Annotated in this window: 14 protein-coding genes; 6 read left to right on the forward strand and 8 right to left on the reverse strand. The window is 74.8% G+C overall.

The genetic code is table 11. The annotated features are described in order from the left end of the window. Positions 1-234: 234 nt before the first annotated feature. From OG715_RS05415 to OG715_RS05435, 5 genes are all read right to left on the reverse strand, one after another. Positions 235-1,386, reverse strand: a complete 1,152-nt coding sequence (locus tag OG715_RS05415) for a winged helix DNA-binding domain-containing protein (protein ID WP_266276906.1) — start codon at positions 1,384-1,386, stop codon at positions 235-237. Continuing rightward, positions 1,383-2,096 carry a glycerophosphodiester phosphodiesterase gene (locus tag OG715_RS05420; protein WP_266276904.1) on the reverse strand — a complete coding sequence of 238 codons (714 nt, stop codon included), beginning with the start codon at positions 2,094-2,096 and terminating at the stop codon, positions 1,383-1,385. The genes OG715_RS05415 and OG715_RS05420 overlap by 4 nt, the downstream gene beginning before the upstream one ends. 64 nt (positions 2,097-2,160) lie before the next feature. Next, positions 2,161-2,616: a hypothetical protein gene (locus tag OG715_RS05425; protein WP_266276902.1), complete on the reverse strand. Its 456-nt coding sequence runs from the start codon at positions 2,614-2,616 to the stop codon at positions 2,161-2,163. A gap of 81 nt (positions 2,617-2,697) precedes the next feature. Further along, positions 2,698-3,114, reverse strand: coding sequence for a TOBE domain-containing protein (locus tag OG715_RS05430; RefSeq protein WP_266276900.1), 417 nt, complete (start codon positions 3,112-3,114; stop codon positions 2,698-2,700). A gap of 299 nt (positions 3,115-3,413) precedes the next feature. Beyond that, complete coding sequence (locus OG715_RS05435) at positions 3,414-4,625, reverse strand: ROK family transcriptional regulator (RefSeq protein WP_266276898.1); 1,212 nt, start codon at positions 4,623-4,625, stop codon at positions 3,414-3,416. 231 nt (positions 4,626-4,856) lie between these two features. Between OG715_RS05435 and OG715_RS05440 the strand changes: the two genes are divergently transcribed. From OG715_RS05440 to OG715_RS05465, 6 genes are all read left to right on the forward strand, one after another. After that, complete coding sequence (locus OG715_RS05440) at positions 4,857-6,167, forward strand: MFS transporter (RefSeq protein ID WP_407660948.1); 1,311 nt, start codon at positions 4,857-4,859, stop codon at positions 6,165-6,167. Positions 6,168-6,361: 194 nt separating this feature from the next. Beyond that, a complete protein-coding gene (locus tag OG715_RS05445) occupies positions 6,362-6,982 on the forward strand; it encodes an RICIN domain-containing protein (protein ID WP_266276894.1) in 621 nt (206 codons plus the stop codon). Between the two features lie 143 nt (positions 6,983-7,125). After that, the gene (locus OG715_RS05450; protein WP_266276892.1) at positions 7,126-7,917 is read left to right on the forward strand and encodes a TVP38/TMEM64 family protein; all 792 of its coding nucleotides are present in this window, start codon (positions 7,126-7,128) and stop codon (positions 7,915-7,917) included. 353 nt (positions 7,918-8,270) lie between these two features. Then, positions 8,271-8,663, forward strand: coding sequence for a cell division protein SepF (locus OG715_RS05455; protein WP_051740983.1), 393 nt, complete (start codon positions 8,271-8,273; stop codon positions 8,661-8,663). Between the two features lie 171 nt (positions 8,664-8,834). Then, the gene (locus tag OG715_RS05460) at positions 8,835-9,389 is read left to right on the forward strand and encodes a TetR/AcrR family transcriptional regulator (protein ID WP_266276890.1); all 555 of its coding nucleotides are present in this window, start codon (positions 8,835-8,837) and stop codon (positions 9,387-9,389) included. A gap of 51 nt (positions 9,390-9,440) precedes the next feature. Then, entirely contained in the window at positions 9,441-11,021 is a 1,581-nt protein-coding gene (locus OG715_RS05465) for an MFS transporter (RefSeq protein WP_266276888.1), read from the forward strand. A gap of 41 nt (positions 11,022-11,062) precedes the next feature. Here the strand turns inward: OG715_RS05465 and OG715_RS05470 are convergent, their stop codons facing one another. From OG715_RS05470 to OG715_RS05480, 3 genes are all read right to left on the reverse strand, one after another. Then, a complete protein-coding gene (locus OG715_RS05470) occupies positions 11,063-13,543 on the reverse strand; it encodes a SpoIIE family protein phosphatase (protein WP_266276886.1) in 2,481 nt (826 codons plus the stop codon). A gap of 142 nt (positions 13,544-13,685) precedes the next feature. After that, positions 13,686-14,309: a TetR/AcrR family transcriptional regulator gene (locus tag OG715_RS05475; protein WP_266276884.1), complete on the reverse strand. Its 624-nt coding sequence runs from the start codon at positions 14,307-14,309 to the stop codon at positions 13,686-13,688. Positions 14,310-14,497: 188 nt separating this feature from the next. Then, a complete protein-coding gene (locus OG715_RS05480) occupies positions 14,498-16,090 on the reverse strand; it encodes a 4-coumarate--CoA ligase family protein (RefSeq protein ID WP_266276882.1) in 1,593 nt (530 codons plus the stop codon). Positions 16,091-16,307 lie beyond the last annotated feature (217 nt).

Below are 16,307 nucleotides of genomic sequence, written 5' to 3' on the forward strand. Positions count from 1 at the left end.
GTGCCCCAATCCCAACAGATGATCAGATCGAACGCGCGTTGTGCGGCCGCCGCCCGGGGGCTGGACCGATTGAAGCCAGCCCACCGGTGCGGGTACAGAGCAATCGCTGTCGAACCACTCCAATGAGTCACCCCGTCACGAACGGCCGTCCGGGGACCGGAAGCCAGCGCCAGCCGGCGCTGCCCCGCACTGCCCTGCGCTGCGCTGTTCGGCCCTGCCCTGCGCTGTTCAGCGCTATTCGGCGTCCTCGAAGCGGACCTCGCCGTCGCCGCCGCCCGCGAAGGCGAGCACCCGTTCGGCCTCGGCCAGGGCGGCACGCCGGTCCGCCGGGTCCAGCGGCGCGCCGAACGGGCGGACCGTCAGCGACCGGGCACCGGAGCGCTCCTCCACCAGCCGCCAGCTGCCGGCGACCAGGCCGTCCACCAGCACCGAGCCGAGCACCAGGCCGTTCTGGGTCATCACCCGGGGCCGGTACTCCTCGGGCAGCACCCGGGTGCGGTCGGCGTGCGACAGCAGCAGGTTGTCGAACGGGGCGATCAGCCGGACCGGGACCGGGGTGTCCGGGTCGGGCCGGGGCGCGTCGGGCAGGTCGTGGAGCAGCCGGCCGTGCTCGTCGCGGAAGGTGACCAGGCGGGGGGCGAGCCGCTTCAGGACCGGGGCGAGCCCGGTGAGGCCGCACCACTTCTGCAGGTCGGCGGCGGTGGCCGGGCCGAAGGCCGCGAGGTAGCGCAGGGCGAGGTCGTCGAGCGAGGGCTCGGGGTCGAGCGGCCGGCCGAGCCAGGACTCGGCGGTGGTGTGGGCGGCGGGTCCGCCCCGGCCCCAGACGCCGCGCGGCGGGACCTGCACCAGCGGGAGCAGGGCCCGCGCGGCCTGCGCGAGCGCCGCCGGGTCTCGGTCGGGACGGGTGGCGGCGAGTTCTGTGCCGAGCAGTTGGAAGGTGCGCGGCTCCTTCTCGACCAGGACGCGGGCCTCGGCGGCGAGCGCGTCGAGGTCGAGACCGACCAGCCATTTGCCGAAGGCGGCGCGCAGGCCCTTGTCGAGCACCGGCTGCAGCAGTGGACGCAGGGTCAGGCAGTCCTCGGCGGTGACCAGGTGGATGGTGCCGCGCTGGAGGGCGATCCGCACGACCCGACGGCTCTCGATCAGCTCGGTGAGCGCCTCGGGGGCGAAGCCGTCGAGGCGGGAGAGCAGGCCGAGGTAGGGCGGCTGCGGGGCGGCCTGGGCCTGGAGGCCGCCGAGGTGCTCGATCATGGCGGCCGGGGTGGCGGTGGTCCGCTCCAGCAGGTGCTGGCGGGCCAGCAGCGCCCGTCCGAGCGCCCGCCGCCCCAGCACTCCGCCCTCGGCCGCCGGGCCGCCGGGCCGCTGCTCCGCGCTCGCCGGGCTCACCGGCGGCCGTCCAGGACGGCGCGCAGCAGGGCGATCCGGTTGCTGGTGATCGAGTCGACGCCGGCCGCGCCCAGCTTGCGCATGGTGCGGCGCAGGTCGGCGGTCCAGGTGGAGACCTCCAGCCCGGCCCGGTGCGCGGTGGCGGTGAACTCGGGGGTGGCGAGGCCGAACGGCGGGTTGATCCAGCGGGGGCGCAGATCGTCGAGCAGGGCGCGGGCAGGCAGCCGGGGCTGCTTCCAGGTGAGGGCGATCTCGGCCTCGGGGGCGAGGGCCCGGACGGCGAGCATGGCGGTGGCCGGGCCGCAGAAGCCCACCCGCCGCTCGGCGCCGAGGCCGACGACGACCTCCCAGGTGGCGGCGACCGGGCCGGCGTCGTCGAGGTCGATGAGCAGCCGGCCGCCGGGGGTGGCGGCGGCGCTCTTGAGCGCCTCGGCGAGGGTGGGGACGCGGTGGCGGCCGCCGCCGATCCCGTCGAGCTGCTCGGCGGTGAGCCGGGAGAGCGGGCGCGGGTCGTCCCAGAGCCGTTCGAGGGTGGCGTCGTGCAGCAGGACCGGGACCCGGTCGCGGGTCAGCCGGACGTCCACCTCGACGGCGTCGGCGCCGGCGGCGAACGCGGACTCGACGGAGGGGAGGGTGTTCTCGCGGTGGCGGTAGGGGTCGCCGCGGTGGGCGACGGCGAGCACGGGGCGGCGGGTGGCGGAGGCGGTCATCGGTCCGTTCATCGATCCGTTCACAGGTCCGGTCGTCGGTCGGTTCACCAGGCGGTCGGTCGGTTCAGCGGATCCGTCCCGCCAGCCAGGGTGTCAGGGTGAGTGCGGTGACGGGCTCGCGGTAGCTCGGCTCGCCCGGCACGGTGACGATCATGGTGCAGGAGGGCGGGATCACCCGCTGCCGCAGGTGGACCAGCCCGGTCCAGAGGGAGTTCAGGAAGGCCGGGACGCTGTCGCGCGGGACGTCGAACGCGACGCCGTCGACGGTGACCAGGGCGTCGTCGTGGACGAAGAGCCGGACGGTGACCTCGGGCGGACCGGCGATCTCGACCAGCGCCTCGTGCGGTATCGCGGCGAGTTCGTCCGCGCCCGCGCCCGCGCCGTCGGCGCCGACCAGTCCGGCGAAGGTCCGGTCCCGGCCGATGTCGTGGCTGGTGCTCACCTCGCGGCCGTGCCGGGCGGCCGTCGCCTCGATCGCGAGGACGGCGCTCTGGGTGGACGGCAGCGGGGGGTGGGGCATCGGGGCGGTCCTCTCGTGGGCGGGCGCGGCCTCGGGCGGTCGGACCCGATCGCTCGGGCTCAGCCGCTCGGGCTCAGTCGATCATCGTCGTTCGATCATCACATTGGTCGATTTGATGACAGCCGTCGCGGGTGCACCGGGCACCAACTCCAGCTCCTCCGCCGACTCCCGGCTGATCAGCGACACCACCCGGAACGGCCCGGCCTGGATCTCCACCTGGGCGGCGACGTCGCCCAGCACCACGGCGGTGACGATGCCGGGGAAGCGGTTGCGGGCCGAGGAGGGACGCCCCTCGGCCGCGGCGGTCTCCGGGCGGGCCAGCTCCCGCGCGAAGGCGGCCAGTCGGGCGCCCGGGATGATCCGGTGACCGTGCTCGTCGCGCTCGGCGACGACCCGACCGGCGTCCACCCAGCGGCGCATGGTGTCGGCGCTCACGCCGAGCAGCGCGGCGGCCTCGCCGATCCGGTACGGGTTGGCCGGTGCCCCTGGGTGGCCCATGGTTGCGACTCCTGACGGTGGTTCGGACGGTCCGGCGGGCGCGCGGCCCGACGGGCGGACCACTGATCGGGCCGCTGGTCGGGCCGACCGTCGGTCGGACGGCCCCGGCCCGCCGCCCATCCTGCCGCACCGGGCGCCCACCCCGTGAAGCCCCGGCCCCTCCACACCCCCTCGGCGCTCTCGCCTCGCGCCCGCCTCGCACTCTCTTCACATCCGCCTTGCCCTCGCCTGGCCCTCGCCTGGCCCTCGCCTCGCGCCCTCTTCGCTCCTGTCGCCCTCCGGCCCCGTTCCCCGAGCCCCTACGGCTCGCCGAAGAGGTCGCGCCGGACGGCGTCCCCGGCGGTGAGGACGGCGCCGGCGAGGATCGCGCCGCCGCCCGTCTCGCCCGCGCGGACCTCGGTGCGCACCGGCGAGAGGCGCGCCAGCCGCCGTTCCACCCGGGCGGCGAGCTCGGCGCCGCCGGCCCGGCCGACCTCGCCGCCGAGGACGACGCAGCCGGGGTCGAGAACGACGCAGATCGCCGAGGTGCCGAGCGCGATCCGCTCGGCCAGCTCGTCGAGGAACGGCCCGCCGGGCCGCCCGTCGCCGAGCTCCCCCAGCGCCGCGCGGACGGCGGCCTCGGCGGCGGCCGCGTCGTCGGCCGGGTCGGCGGGCAGGCCGTGGGCGCGGGCCAGCTCACAGACGGCCGCGCTGCCGACCAGGCCGTGGAAGCCGCCCTCGCAGCCGGTGGCGGTGGGCAGCGCCGCGGTGCCGGGCACGGGCAGGAAGCAGATCTCGCCGGCGCCGCCGCCGATGCCCCGGCGCAGCCTGCCGTCCAGGACGACGGCGGCGCCGACGCTGTGGCCGAGCCAGACGAGGACGAAGTCGTCCCGCCCCCGGGCGGCGCCGGTCCGGTACTCGGCCCGCCCGGCGAGGTTGACCTCGTTCTCCAGGATCACCTCGGTGCCGGGCAGCTCGCGCAGGGCGGCGAGGAGGTCGGCGTGCCAGGCGGGCAGGTCGCCGGTGGACTGGAGCCGGCCGGTGGCGGGGTCGACCAGTCCGGGAGCGCCGACGGCGACGGTGTGCAGGTGCGGGATCTCGGCCCGGCGGGCGGTGTCGAGCAGGACACTCATGATCCGTTCGGCGGCGGCGCGGTGGCCGGCGTCGTCGTCGGCGCCGGGGTCCTCGACCACGAGGTCGGCGGTGGCCAGGGTCCGCCCGGCCAGGTCGGCGACGACCAGGGAGACCCCGCCGGAGCGGACGTCGAAGGCGGCGAGGTGGGCGCGGGAGGCGACCAGCGCGTAGACCCGGGCGTTGGGGCCGCGCCGCTGCTCGCCGCGTTCGCCGACGACGGCGACCAGGCCGCTGCGGCCGAGCCGGTCGAGCAGATCGGCGACGGTGGGCCGGGAGAGCCCGGTGAGCTCGCGCAGCTCGGTCGCCGTGAGGGGTCCTTGGTCGAGCAGCAGATTGAGCGCCAGGCGGTCGTTGATCGCCCGGGCGGTGCTCGGCGTGGCCGTGCGCGCGGTGGTCATGGCCGCACATCCTTCCAGAGTCTTTCTATCAGGTTCCCTTCCTGATAATTTATCGAACCGTCGCCCGGCGCACCTTCCGGACCGGCGACCGGCCGGGCACGGCCGCCGCAGGGACACGCCGGAGGGACGCGCAGGGACACCGCCCGCTGACAAGGGCGGCCATCAGCAGGACCATCGAAACCACCACCCACGGGGCACCGCCGCGGCACGCGGTGGGGAGGGAAGAACCGGATGACCACCAGCCCGACCACAGGACCACCGCCCTTGGGCACACGGGACGCCGCCCGCCGGGCCCGCGTCGCCGTCGCCCTCGTCTTCGGTGTGCACGGCGCCGTCGGCGGCACCTTCGTCAGCCGGATCCCCTGGATCCAGCACCATCTCGGCCTCTCCCCCGGCCAGCTCGGACTGGCCCTGGTGATGCCCGCCATCGGCTCGTCCCTCGCGATGCCGCTGGCCGGCCGGTTCGTGCACCGCTGGGGCGGGCGGGCCGCGGTGCGCGTCCTCCTCTCGCTCTGCTGCCTGAGCGTCGCCCTGCCCGTCCTCGCGCCCTCGCTGCCGGTGCTCTGCCTGGCCCTGCTGGCCTACGGGGCGACGGCCGGCATGTCCGACGTGGCGATGAACGCCCAGGGCGTGGAGATCGAGCAGCGGCTCGGCCGCTCGATCATGTCCGGCCTGCACGGGATGTGGAGCGCGGGCGGGCTGGTCGCCTCCGGCATCGGCATCCTCGCGGCCCACCAGTCCTTCGACCCGCGGCTCCAGCTCGCCGTGGCGGCCGCCCTGCTGCTGGCCCTCGCCCAGCCCGTCTGCGCCGCCCTGCCCGATCTGCGCGCACCCGAGCAGGCCAAGGAGCCGCCCCGGTTCGCGCTGCCGCCGCGCAGTTCGCTGGTGATCGGGACGGTCGGCTTCTGCGCGGTGTTCGCCGAGGGCGCCTCGATGGACTGGAGCGGCGTCTACCTGCGCGACGTCACCGGCGCCTCGCCCACGGTGGCGGCCTCGGCGTACACGGCGTTCGCGCTCACCATGGCGGTCGGTCGGCTGGCCGGCGACGCGGTGATCCGGCGCGTGGGCGCCGTGCGGGCGGCCCGGCTCAGCGGCGCCGTCGCCACGGCCGGCGGCCTGCTGGTGGTCGTGGCGGACCGGCCCGCGCTCGCGATCCCCGGCTTCGCGCTGATCGGGATCGGCGTCGCCGTGGTCGTCCCGCTGGCCTTCGCGGCGGCGGGCCGGATCGGCGACAACCCCAGCCAGGCCATCGCCGGGGTCGCCACCGTCACCTACACCTCGGGCCTGGTCGCGCCCGCGATCGTCGGCGGCCTGGCCCAGGCGTCCTCGCTCACCGTCTCCTTCGGGGTGGTCACCGCGCTCTCCTTCGCCCTGCTGCTCGGGGCGGGCGCGCTGCGCCGGGCGGAGGTCCGGACACCGGGCGGCACCGTCCCGGTGGCCGCCGCACCGGGCGGCCCGGGCACGCGGGAACCGGTCGTCGGCGAACCGTCCTTGGGGGAACCGGTGACCCGGGGCTCCGGACCGAACGCCCCCGCGGGCTGACGCCGGGCGAGGACCCCGGGACCACCCGCGACCTGGCCGGGCACGCAGACCGCGTGCCCGGCCTCCGCGCGCCCGAGGCCGGATCGGCGGACGGGCTTCTAACCTTTCGTCACATCGCGTACAACCTCTTCGGGCCGCCGGCCGTCGGTCACCTCGGCACCGCGTTCTCGAAGCCACTCACCGAGGGGAACTCCATGACCCGCCCTCGCTCCTCCGCCGCGCTCGCCGCCGGCACCCTCGCACTCAGCCTCGCCGCCGCCCTCGCGGCCCCGGCCACCGCCGCCCCCGTCCCCCGACCCGTCGGCCCCGCCCGTCCGAGCGGCTCCGCCCCCGCCCCCGCCTCCACCGCCTCCGCCCCCACCGCCTCCGTCGCCGTCGGCGAACCGACGACGGTCATCACCGCCAACCCCTCCGACACCCAGAAATGCCTGGACGTCACCGGGCAGAGCACCGCCTCCGGCACCCTCGTCGAGCAGTGGACCTGCAACGGCGGCACCAACCAGCAGTGGTACTGGACCGAGGCCGGCGAACTGGTCGGCGTGGCCAGCGGCAAGTGCCTGGACATCCCCCGCTTCAGCACCGACGGGGGCGTGCAGGCCGTCATCTGGCCCTGCAACGGCGGGTCCAACCAGAAGTGGACCCAGACCCTCGTCCACCACGCCGGTGTCTACCACCTGACCAACGTCAACAGCGGTCTCAACCTGGACGTCCAGGGCGCCTCCCCCGCCGACGGCACCCCGGTGGTCCAGTGGCCGCAGACCTACGGGCTGAACCAGTGGTGGTTCTACGGCTCCGTGCCCGCCGCCCGGGGCTGAGCCCGGCCGGTCGCCCGCCCGCCCAGGACAGCCCGGGACGGCCCTGAACCGCCCGGGAGAGCCCGGGAGAGCCCGGGAGAGCCCGGGACAGCCCGGGAGCACCCGCGTCCCGGGCGGGCGGGCGGCCCCGTTACGCTCGAACGGTGCCCGCACCCGTGACCTCCCCGCCGCCGCCCGGCCCCGCACCGGCCGACGGATCCGCCATGGCCCAAGGCCCCGCCCCGGAGCACGGACCGCCTCCCGTCGACACCGGGGCCCCGGCCGCGGCCGACGGGCCGGCCCGCTCGCCCTGGCCCCGGTTCGCCCTGCTGGTGGCGATCCTCGGCGCGGCGGCCGGCTCGCTGCTGCTGTGGAGCCCCACCGCCCTGCTCGACGGCGGACTCTCCGACGGGATGCCCTGGTACTGGCGCGGTCCCCTGTTCGCCGCGGTGTACGCGGTGGGCACGGTGGCTTTCTTCCCCCGGCCCGCCCTGAACGCGGCCGCCGGGCTGCTGCTCGGACTGCAGGAGGGCCTGCTGCTCGCCGTCCTCGGCACCACCCTCGGCGCGGCCGCCGCCTTCGGGCTCGCCCGCTGGCTGGGACAGGACGCGCTGCGCCGCCTGCTGCGCGGGCGCGTGCTGGTGGCACTGGACCGGCGCTTCACCGACCAGGGCTTCCGCAGTGTCCTGCTGCTCCGGCTGTTCCCCGGCCTGCCGTTCCAGGCGGCCAACTACGGCGCCGCCGTCTCCGGCGTCCGGTTCGGCTCCTTCATCGGCGCGACCGCACTCGGGGTGATCCCGGTCACCGCGGTCTACGTCGCGGCGGCGGCCACCGCGCGGGAGCCCGGATCGACCGGCTTCCTGCTCTCGATCGGCACCCTCGGCCTGCTCGGGCTGGCGACCCTGGCCCAGGTCGGACGGGCCGCTGCCCGGCGGCGGCGCACGGTCACTGACTGAGCGCCGGGCGTCCGATCCGGCACGCCGGGCGCGCGGGGCATCGGATCCGCTCGGCCGGCCGGGGTTGTTGTCGGTCCCGTGTGAAATCGTTCCCGCATTGTTGACAGAAGGTCAATTGCGCGGTGACCGCGACCGATATGGTCTACGCGCGCAACCGTACGCCGTTCTCCCGCGTCGCAACTGGTGCCCGGGTCCACCCGGGGCCCCGGCGCGGCACGACTCGTACGGACCGCGCGAGCGGGCACGACACCGGTGATCAGTGCGATACTCGGACAGTTCCGACGAGTGGATGACGTGTCAAAAGGACACGCGCACCGGGGGACCTGTACGGAACAGAGGCAGGGAGGCGCGGCATGGGAGCACTTCGCGACGAGCACCACAACGGGTGGCTGATGCCCTCCGGGAGCTACCCGGCCGCGGTGTACGACGACGAGTGGGTCGAGCAGGAGACGGTGTCGTCCTCCCCCGCCCCGACGAAGATCGTCTCCCTGCGGCCGACCGGGTTCGAGGCGGCCCGCACGGTCGGCGAGCACATCCGGGCGAGCATCCCGGTCGTCATGGACCTCACCGAGATGGAGGAGGCCGAGGCCAAGCGCATGGTCGACTTCGCCTCCGGTCTGATCTTCGGCACCCGCGGCGGCATCGAGCGGATCGCCAAGCGGGTCTTCCTGCTCACTCCGGCGGACGTCGAGGTGATGGTCATCGACCGCCCGCTCGACGAGACCGGCTTCTACAACCAGAGCTGACGGGCGCGCCGCGCGGACAGCGGCGCCCACGACCGGGGACGGCACTCGCCGTCCCCGGTTTTTGCCGTCCGGACACCCTTCTGCTGTCCGGGCACCGAACAACGATGGCTCGCATGAATCACTGAGAATAATAATGAGACATCCATGTCTCATTCGGAGTACACTCGTCCCATGGCCACCGATCGTGACTCCGTTCTCGAAGCCGCCGTCGGCGTGCTCTCCCGCCGCCCGACCGCCCATCTCGACGAGATCGCCCGCGCCGCGGGCATCAGCCGCGCCACCCTGCACCGGCTCTTCCCGGGCCGGGACGCGCTGATCCGCGAGGTCGGCCTGCTCGGGCTCCAGCGCTTCGGCGCCGCGCTCGACAGCGCCGCCGTCGAGGAGGGCGATCCGCACGCCGCGCTGCGCCGCCTGGTCGACGCGCTCGTCCCGGACGCCATGCTCTGCGCCTTCCTGGCCGGCGAGAGCACCCTCTACGACGACGAGGCGATCGACGAGCTCTGGGAGTCGCAGATCGCCCGGATGCACGCGCTCTTCCTGCGCGGGCAGCAGCAGGGCGTGTTCCGCGTCGAGCTCTCCGCCGCCTGGCTCAGCGAGGCCTTCTTCGACCTGGTGGCCGGGATCGGCTGGGCCATCCAGGACGGCCGGCTGGCCCCCCGTGACGCCGCCTTCTCGCTCTCCGAGCTCTTCCTCGGCGGCGCCCTGCGCGCGCCGCGACCGAACTGATCCCACCCCCGCGACGTCCGCACCCCGGACCGGAACCGGACACCGATACCCATGAGCAGCACCGTCCACCTCCAGCCCCGCCAGCGCTGGACCGGCCTCGCCGTCCTCGTCCTGGCCGTCACCCTGGTCGCCGTCGACGCGACCGTCCTCTCCCTGGCCATCCCCTCGATCAGCGAGACCCTGCGCCCCAGCGGCACCCAGCTGCTGTGGATCGGCGACGCCTACTCCTTCGTGCTCGCCGGACTGCTGGTCTCGATGGGCTCGCTCAGCGACCGGATCGGCCGCAAGCGCCTGCTGCTGATCGGCGCCACCGCGTTCGGCGCCGCCTCGCTGCTCGCGGCGTACTCGCCCACCGCCGGCTGGCTGATCCTGGCCCGCGCGCTGCTCGGCGTGGCCGGGGCGACGATCATGCCGTCCACGCTGTCGCTGATCCGCACCCTCTTCCCGGACGACCGCGAGCGGGCCACCGCGATCGGCATCTGGGGTGCCGCCGCGACCGCCGGCGCCGCGCTCGGCCCGGTGGTCGGCGGGGTGCTGCTGGAGCACTTCTGGTGGGGCTCGGTCTTCCTGCTGAACATCCCGGTGCTGGTGCTGCTGCTCGTGTTCGGCGCCTGGCTGCTGCCCGAGTCCAAGGACCCGGACCCGGGCCGCTGGGACGTGGCGAGCGTGCTGCTCTCGCTCGCCGGTGTGATCGGCGTGGTCTACGCGATCAAGGAGGCGGCCGCGCACAGCGTGCTGCGCTGGGACGTGCCGGTCACCGCCGTGCTGGGCGCGCTGGCGCTGACCGTGTTCGTCCGGCGCCAGCTGCGGCTGGACACCCCGCTGCTGGACGTCCGGCTGTTCCGCGACCGCCGGTTCACGGCGGCCGTGCTGGCCTCGCTGATCGCGCTGATCGGCCTCTCCGGTGTGGTCTTCGTGACCTCGCAGTACCTCCAGCTGGTCCGCGGCTACCCGCCGCTCAAGGCCGGTCTGGCCGAGCTGCCCGCCTTCGCCGGCGCGGTGGTCGGCGGTCTGCTGACCGCGCGGCTGGTGCGCCGGACCGGCGCCCGGACGGCGCTGACCGCCGGTCTGCTGGTGATGGGCGTCGGGATCGGGATGCTGGGCTGGATCCAGCAGGACTCCACGTATCTGCTGCTGGCCGCCGCGTTCCTGCTGGTCGGTACCGCCGAGGGCGTGGTCTACACGCTCGGTGCCGACCTGGTGCTGACCGCCGCTCCCGCCGACAAGGCAGGCGCCGCGTCGGCGGTCTCCGAGACGGCGTACGAGCTGGGCACCGCGCTCGGTATCGCGTTGGTGGGCTCGGTGGTCGGTGCCCTGTACGCGGGCCGGCTGGTCGTCCCGGCGGGGGCGGACCCGGCGGTGGCCACGCAGGCCGGCGAGTCGCTGGGCGGCGCGGTGGAGGTGGCCCACGGGCTGCCGGACACCCTGGCCGGACCGCTGCTGGAGAGCGCCAGGACGTCCTTCGTCCACGGTGTCAACGTGGCCGGGATGCTGGCGGGCGCGCTGCTGCTGGGTGCGGCGGTGCTGGCCTGGCGCCTGCTGCGCGGGCTGGACGACCGGACCGCCGCGGGCGACCCGGAGCAGCCGGTCGCGGTACCGGAGCCGGAGCCGGAGCGGACTCCGGTGCACTGACGACGGCCCCGGCCCCACGGCGCGGGCCGACCGGGAAGCCCTCAGCCCGCGCCGAAGGGGAGTTCCAGTTCGGCCCAGACGACCTTGCCCTCCCTGGTCAGGCGGCTGCCCCAGCGCTGGGCGAGTTCGCTGACCAGGAACATTCCGCGGCCGCCCTCGTCCTGTTCGGCGAAGGGGCGCAGCTGGGGTGTCTGGCCGCCGGTGTCGGCGACCTCGACGGTGAGTACCCGGTCGCGGAAGAGCCGCAGTCGGCGTGGGGCATCGGCGTGCAGCAGGGCGTTGGTGACGAGTTCGCTGACCAGGAGTTCGGCGTAGTCGGCGAGGGCGGACAGGCCCCAGTCGGCGAGGGTGGCGCGGGTGAAGCGGCGGGCCTTGCCGGGGAGGCGGCCGTCGCCGGTGAGCGGGAGGGTGGCGACGCGGTCGGCGGGCAGGGGCAGCACCCGGGCCATGATCATGGCGATGTCGTCGTCGCTGCCGCCGCTGACCAGGGCGCCGAGTACGGCGTCGCAGTTCTCCTCCAGGGTCCGGCCGGGGCCGGACAGGGTGCGGGCGAGCAGGTCGATGCCCTCGTCGAGGTCCTGGCCGCGGCGTTCGACCAGGCCGTCGGTGTAGAGGGCGACCATGCCGCCTTCGGGGAGGACGAACCGGACGGATTCGAAGGCGACCCCGCCGACGCCGAGCGGCACGCCGGGCGGTGTCTCGATGCGGTGGGGTGTGCCGTCCGGGGCGACCCAGACCGGGGGCAGGTGGCCGGCGGAGGCGATCTGGAGGGTGCGTTCCAGTGGGTCGTAGACGGCGCAGACGCAGGTGGCGAACTGGCCTTCGCCGATGCCGGAGGCGGTCTCGTCCAGGCGGGTGAGTACTTGTTCGGGCGGCATGTCGAGGGTGGCCAGGGTGCGGGCGACGGTGCGCAGCTGTCCCATGGTGGCGGCGGCTCTGATGCCGTGTCCCATGACGTCGCCGACGACGAGGGCGACGCGGCCGCAGGAGAGCGGGACGACGTCGAACCAGTCGCCGCCGACCTCGCTGGTGACGCTGGACGGCAGGTAGCGGTAGGCGATCTCCAGGCCGAGGGTGCGGTGGATCTCCTGGGGCAGGAGGCTGCGCTGGAGGGTGAGGGCGGTTTCGCGTTCGCGTCGGTAGAGCCGGGCGTTGTCGATGGCGAGGGCGGTGCGGGCGACGAGTTCCTCGGCGAGTGCGACGTCGGAGGCGGTGAACGGTTCGGGGTTGCGCATGCGGATGAACTCGGCGCCGCCGAGGACCATGCCGCGGGCGGTGACCGGGAGCATCAGGTAGGAGTGGATGCCGGCGGCGAGGCCCGGGGCGACGCGGTCGGGGCTGGCGACGAGGCCGCGCAGTACTTCTTCGTCGACGCGGGAGCGCAGGAGTGGGCGGCCGCTGCGCAGGCACTGGGTGTAGCTGCGTCCGGGGGCGTACTCGGAGACTTCGCCGACGGTGTCGACGGCGTGCACGAGGCCGGTCTCGTAGGACTCGCCGACGGCGACGGCGCGCAGTTGGACGCCGCGGTCCTCGGGGATGGGGGTGGGTTCGGCGCCGCGGAGGACGGTTTCCAGCAGGTCGACGGTGGCGAAGTCGGCGAATCTGGGGACGACGGCCTCGATGAGTTCCTCGGCGGTGCGCTGGAGGTCGAGGGTGGTGCCGATGCGGGCGGTGGCTTCGGCGATGGTGGCGAGGCGTTCCTGGGCGCGGGCGGCGCGGGCTTCGGCCTGGAAGCGCTCGGTGACGTCGATGATCGAGGAGCAGACGCCGAAGACCCGGCCGGTGGAGTCCTCCAGCCGGAAGTAGGAGGCGGACCAGGCGCGGTCGCGGCGCGGGTCGCCGGGGACGCGGCCGTGGGAGCGGGCGTCGACGACGGGTCGGCCGGTGGCGAGCACCTGCTTCATGAGGTGTTCTATCTCGGCGCTGTTGATGCCGGGCAGGACGCTGCTGATGCGGCGGCCGAGGTGGGCGGCGACGGGTAGGCCGTTCATCCGGGCGAGGGATTCGTTGAGCCGGACGTAGCGCAGTTCGGTGTCGTAGACGGCCATGCCGATCGGGGACTGGCCGAAGATGCCGTCGAGGACGGCGAGGTCGGCCTCGACGCGGTGCAGGGCGGCGGTGTCGGAGGCGGTGGCGAGCAGCAGCAGGGTGCCGCCGGGGCCGGAGATCGGGTAGGTGCGGAATTCGAGCTCGACGGTGCGGCCGTCGCGGTGGCGGACGGGGAAGACGCCGGTCCAGCCCTTGCCGCTCATGATCCGGGCGAAGAGTTCGAGGACTTCGGGGCGGTCGCGGTCGTCGGTGAGCAGTTGGGCGGCGTGGTTGCCGACGGCTTCCTCGGCGGTCCAGCCGAGCAGTGCTTCGGCGTCCTCGCTCCAGTGCAGGATCAGTCCGTCGTCCTGGAGCAGGGCGGTGGCGAGGGGGACGAGGCGGTGGCCGTCCAGGCGTGCGGGGGCGGCGCCCGTTCGGGGGCCGGTGGCGTCGGCGTCGGTCGCGTCGGGCGCGTCCCACTCGTCTCTCCGCATGATCAGGCAGCACCCCGGTTCGGCTCGTGCCCGGCCGGGGGTCTCGTGGTCCCTGCGGCCGGGGTTCTTCTCCAGACTGCACGGACATCGACCGCCCGGCGACCCCTTGGTGAGGGTTGTCGGTCGGGCAGGTGTACGGGCGTCATGGGCCTACCGGCCGCAGCGTACTCTCCAGAAGGCTCGCCCACTGCCGGATCACTCCGGATCGTCGGAGGCTGTCGTCGGTGAGCAGATCGGCGAGGCCGAGTCCGCGGGCCAGGTCGAGGGTGGCCTGGACGGTTTCGCGCACTCCGGGTCGGCTTTCGTCGGCGCCGAGGAATTCGACGGCGGCGCGGTGGGCCTCGCGTCCGACGTGTCCTTCCAGTCGGACGATTCCTTCGCGCAGTGGTTCCTCGGTGGCGGCGGCGGCCCACAGCTGGAGTGCGGCGCGGAAGAGCGGGCCGGTGTAGAGGCGGACGATCATGTCGACGACGGCCTCGGTGCGGGCGGGGCCGGGGGGCGGCAGGGTGTCGGCGTGGGCGCGGACGGCGGCGAGGCGTTCGGCGGTGACGTGTTCGACGGCCGCGGTGAAGAGGTCGTCGCGGGTGGGGAAGTGGTGTTGTGCGGCGCCGCGGGAGACGCCGGCCCGCTCGGCGACGACGGCGACGGTGGAGCCGTGCCGGCCGAGCTCGGCCAGGCAGTCGACGGCCGCCGCCAGCAGCCTGGCGCGGGTGGCGCGGCTGCGGTCCTGCTGGGGGGTGCGCGCGGCGGCGGGGTGGGTGGTCATCTGCGGCGGCGGTTCCTGTCCGTGCGGGGGCGGGCGGCTGGTCGATCCTCGCAGACGGTGGGCGGGGCGGGGCGGGGTCGGGGGTCTCCTCGGGGGTGGCAGGGGGGAGGGCGGGGAGGGTGCGGGCGCGGGGGCGGTGCGGCCGGGTGGGTGGTGGGGGTGGTGGCCGGGCCGGTGCACGGGGGGGGTCAGCCGGTGGTGGCCGCCTCGCGCTCGCGCAGTTCCCGGCGGAGGATCTTGCCCGCCGCGGACTTGGGGACGGCGTCCAGGAACTCCACCGCCCGTACCTTCTTGTACGGCGCGACCTGGCCCGCGACGAAGGCCGCGACCTCCTGCTCGGTGAGGGCGCTGCCGGGGGCCCGGACCACGAAGGCCTTGGGGCTCTCGGTGCCCTCGGCGTCGCGCACGCCGATCACCGCGGCGTCGGCGATCTGGGGGTGGCTGAGCAGCAGCGCCTCCAGTTCGGCGGGCGCGACCTGGTAGCCCTTGTACTTGATCAGTTCCTTGACCCGGTCGACGATGTGCAGGTAGCCGCGTTCGTCGACGAAGCCGATGTCGCCGGTGTGCAGCCAGCCGTCGGTGTCGACGGTGGCGGCTGTGTCGGAGGGGCGGCCGAAGTAGCCCTTCATGACCTGCGGGCCGCGGATCAGCAGCTCGCCGCGCTCGCCGGGTCCGAGGTCGGCGCCGGTGCCGTCCAGGGCGGTGACCCGCAGCTCGGTGGAGGGCAGCATCCGGCCGACGGAGCCCGGCGAGGGGTCGGGGTCGCCCGGGGACATCACGTGGCTGACCGGGGAGAGCTCGGTCATGCCGTAGCCCTGGAGGATCCGGGGCAGGCCGAGGCGGCGGGCGCAGGCTTCGGCGAGTTCGCCGTCCAGCGGGGCGGCCGCGCACAGCAGGTACTCGACCGAGGACAGGTCGAATCCGTCGACCAGCGGGTGCTTGGCGAGGGCCAGCACGATCGGGGGGGCCGCGAGCACGGACTGCACGCGCTGGTCCTGGATGGTGCGGCAGAACTGCTCCAGGTCGAAGCGGGGCAGCACGACCACGGTGGCGCCGCAGCGCAGCGGCTGGTTGAGCAGGGCGGCCAGTCCGTAGATGTGGAAGAACGGGAGCACCGCGAGGACCCGCTCGCCCGGCTCGGGGCGGAAGACGGCGTCGGTCTGGGCGAGGTTGGTGGCGATGGAGCGGTGGGTGAGCATGACGCCCTTGGGCAGGCCGGTGGTGCCGCTGGAGTAGGGCAGCACGGCGATGTCCCGGCCCGGGTCGAGGTCGACGGCGGGTTCGGGCCCGGTGGCGGCGAGCAGGTCGGCGAGCGAGAGGTGGCCCTCGGCGCCGTCGAGGACGACGATGCCGGCGAGGTCGCGGCCCTCGGCGGCGAGCTTCTCGGCGGCGGCGCGGGCGGTGGGCAGGAAGGGCGACACGGTCAGCAGCCAGCGCGCGCCGCTGTCGGCGAGCTGTCCGGCGAGTTCGCCGGGGGTGGTGAGGGAGGAGACGGGGGTGACGGTCGCGCCGGCCCGGGTGGCGCCGAAGAAGGCCATCGGGTAGCGGATGGTGTTGGGGCTGAACAGGGCCACCACGTCGCCCTGGCGGACGCCCGCCTCGGCGAGGCCGGCCGCGACCCGGCCGACGGCGTGGACGAGCTGCGCGTAACTGACCGTCTCGCCGGTGATCCCGTCGATGAGGGCGGGCCGGTCGCCGTGGCGCTCGGCGTCGCCGAGAACGGCGTCGTGCAGGGCGAGGTCGACGATGCCGACGTCCGGGAATTCGCTGTGGAACACCAAGGCGTGCCTCCTGTGCGGTAGTTGGCGCGGGGCGGGGCGACCGGCGGGAGGTCCTGTGCGACCGGCCGTACGGCGCGCGCACAGGAGCATACGGACAGTGGGCGCTCGGTGCGCCCCTGTGACGGACGTTTGGCGGAGCGCGCGGGGCGCAGGGGTGGCGCGGTATGGCGAAACACGAGGTGGGGCGGGGGCGGCGGTGCGCCGGGGTGGTGGGTCG

The organism is Kitasatospora purpeofusca, from assembly GCF_036010405.1.
Taxonomy (GTDB): Bacteria; Actinomycetota; Actinomycetes; order Streptomycetales; family Streptomycetaceae; genus Kitasatospora; species Kitasatospora purpeofusca.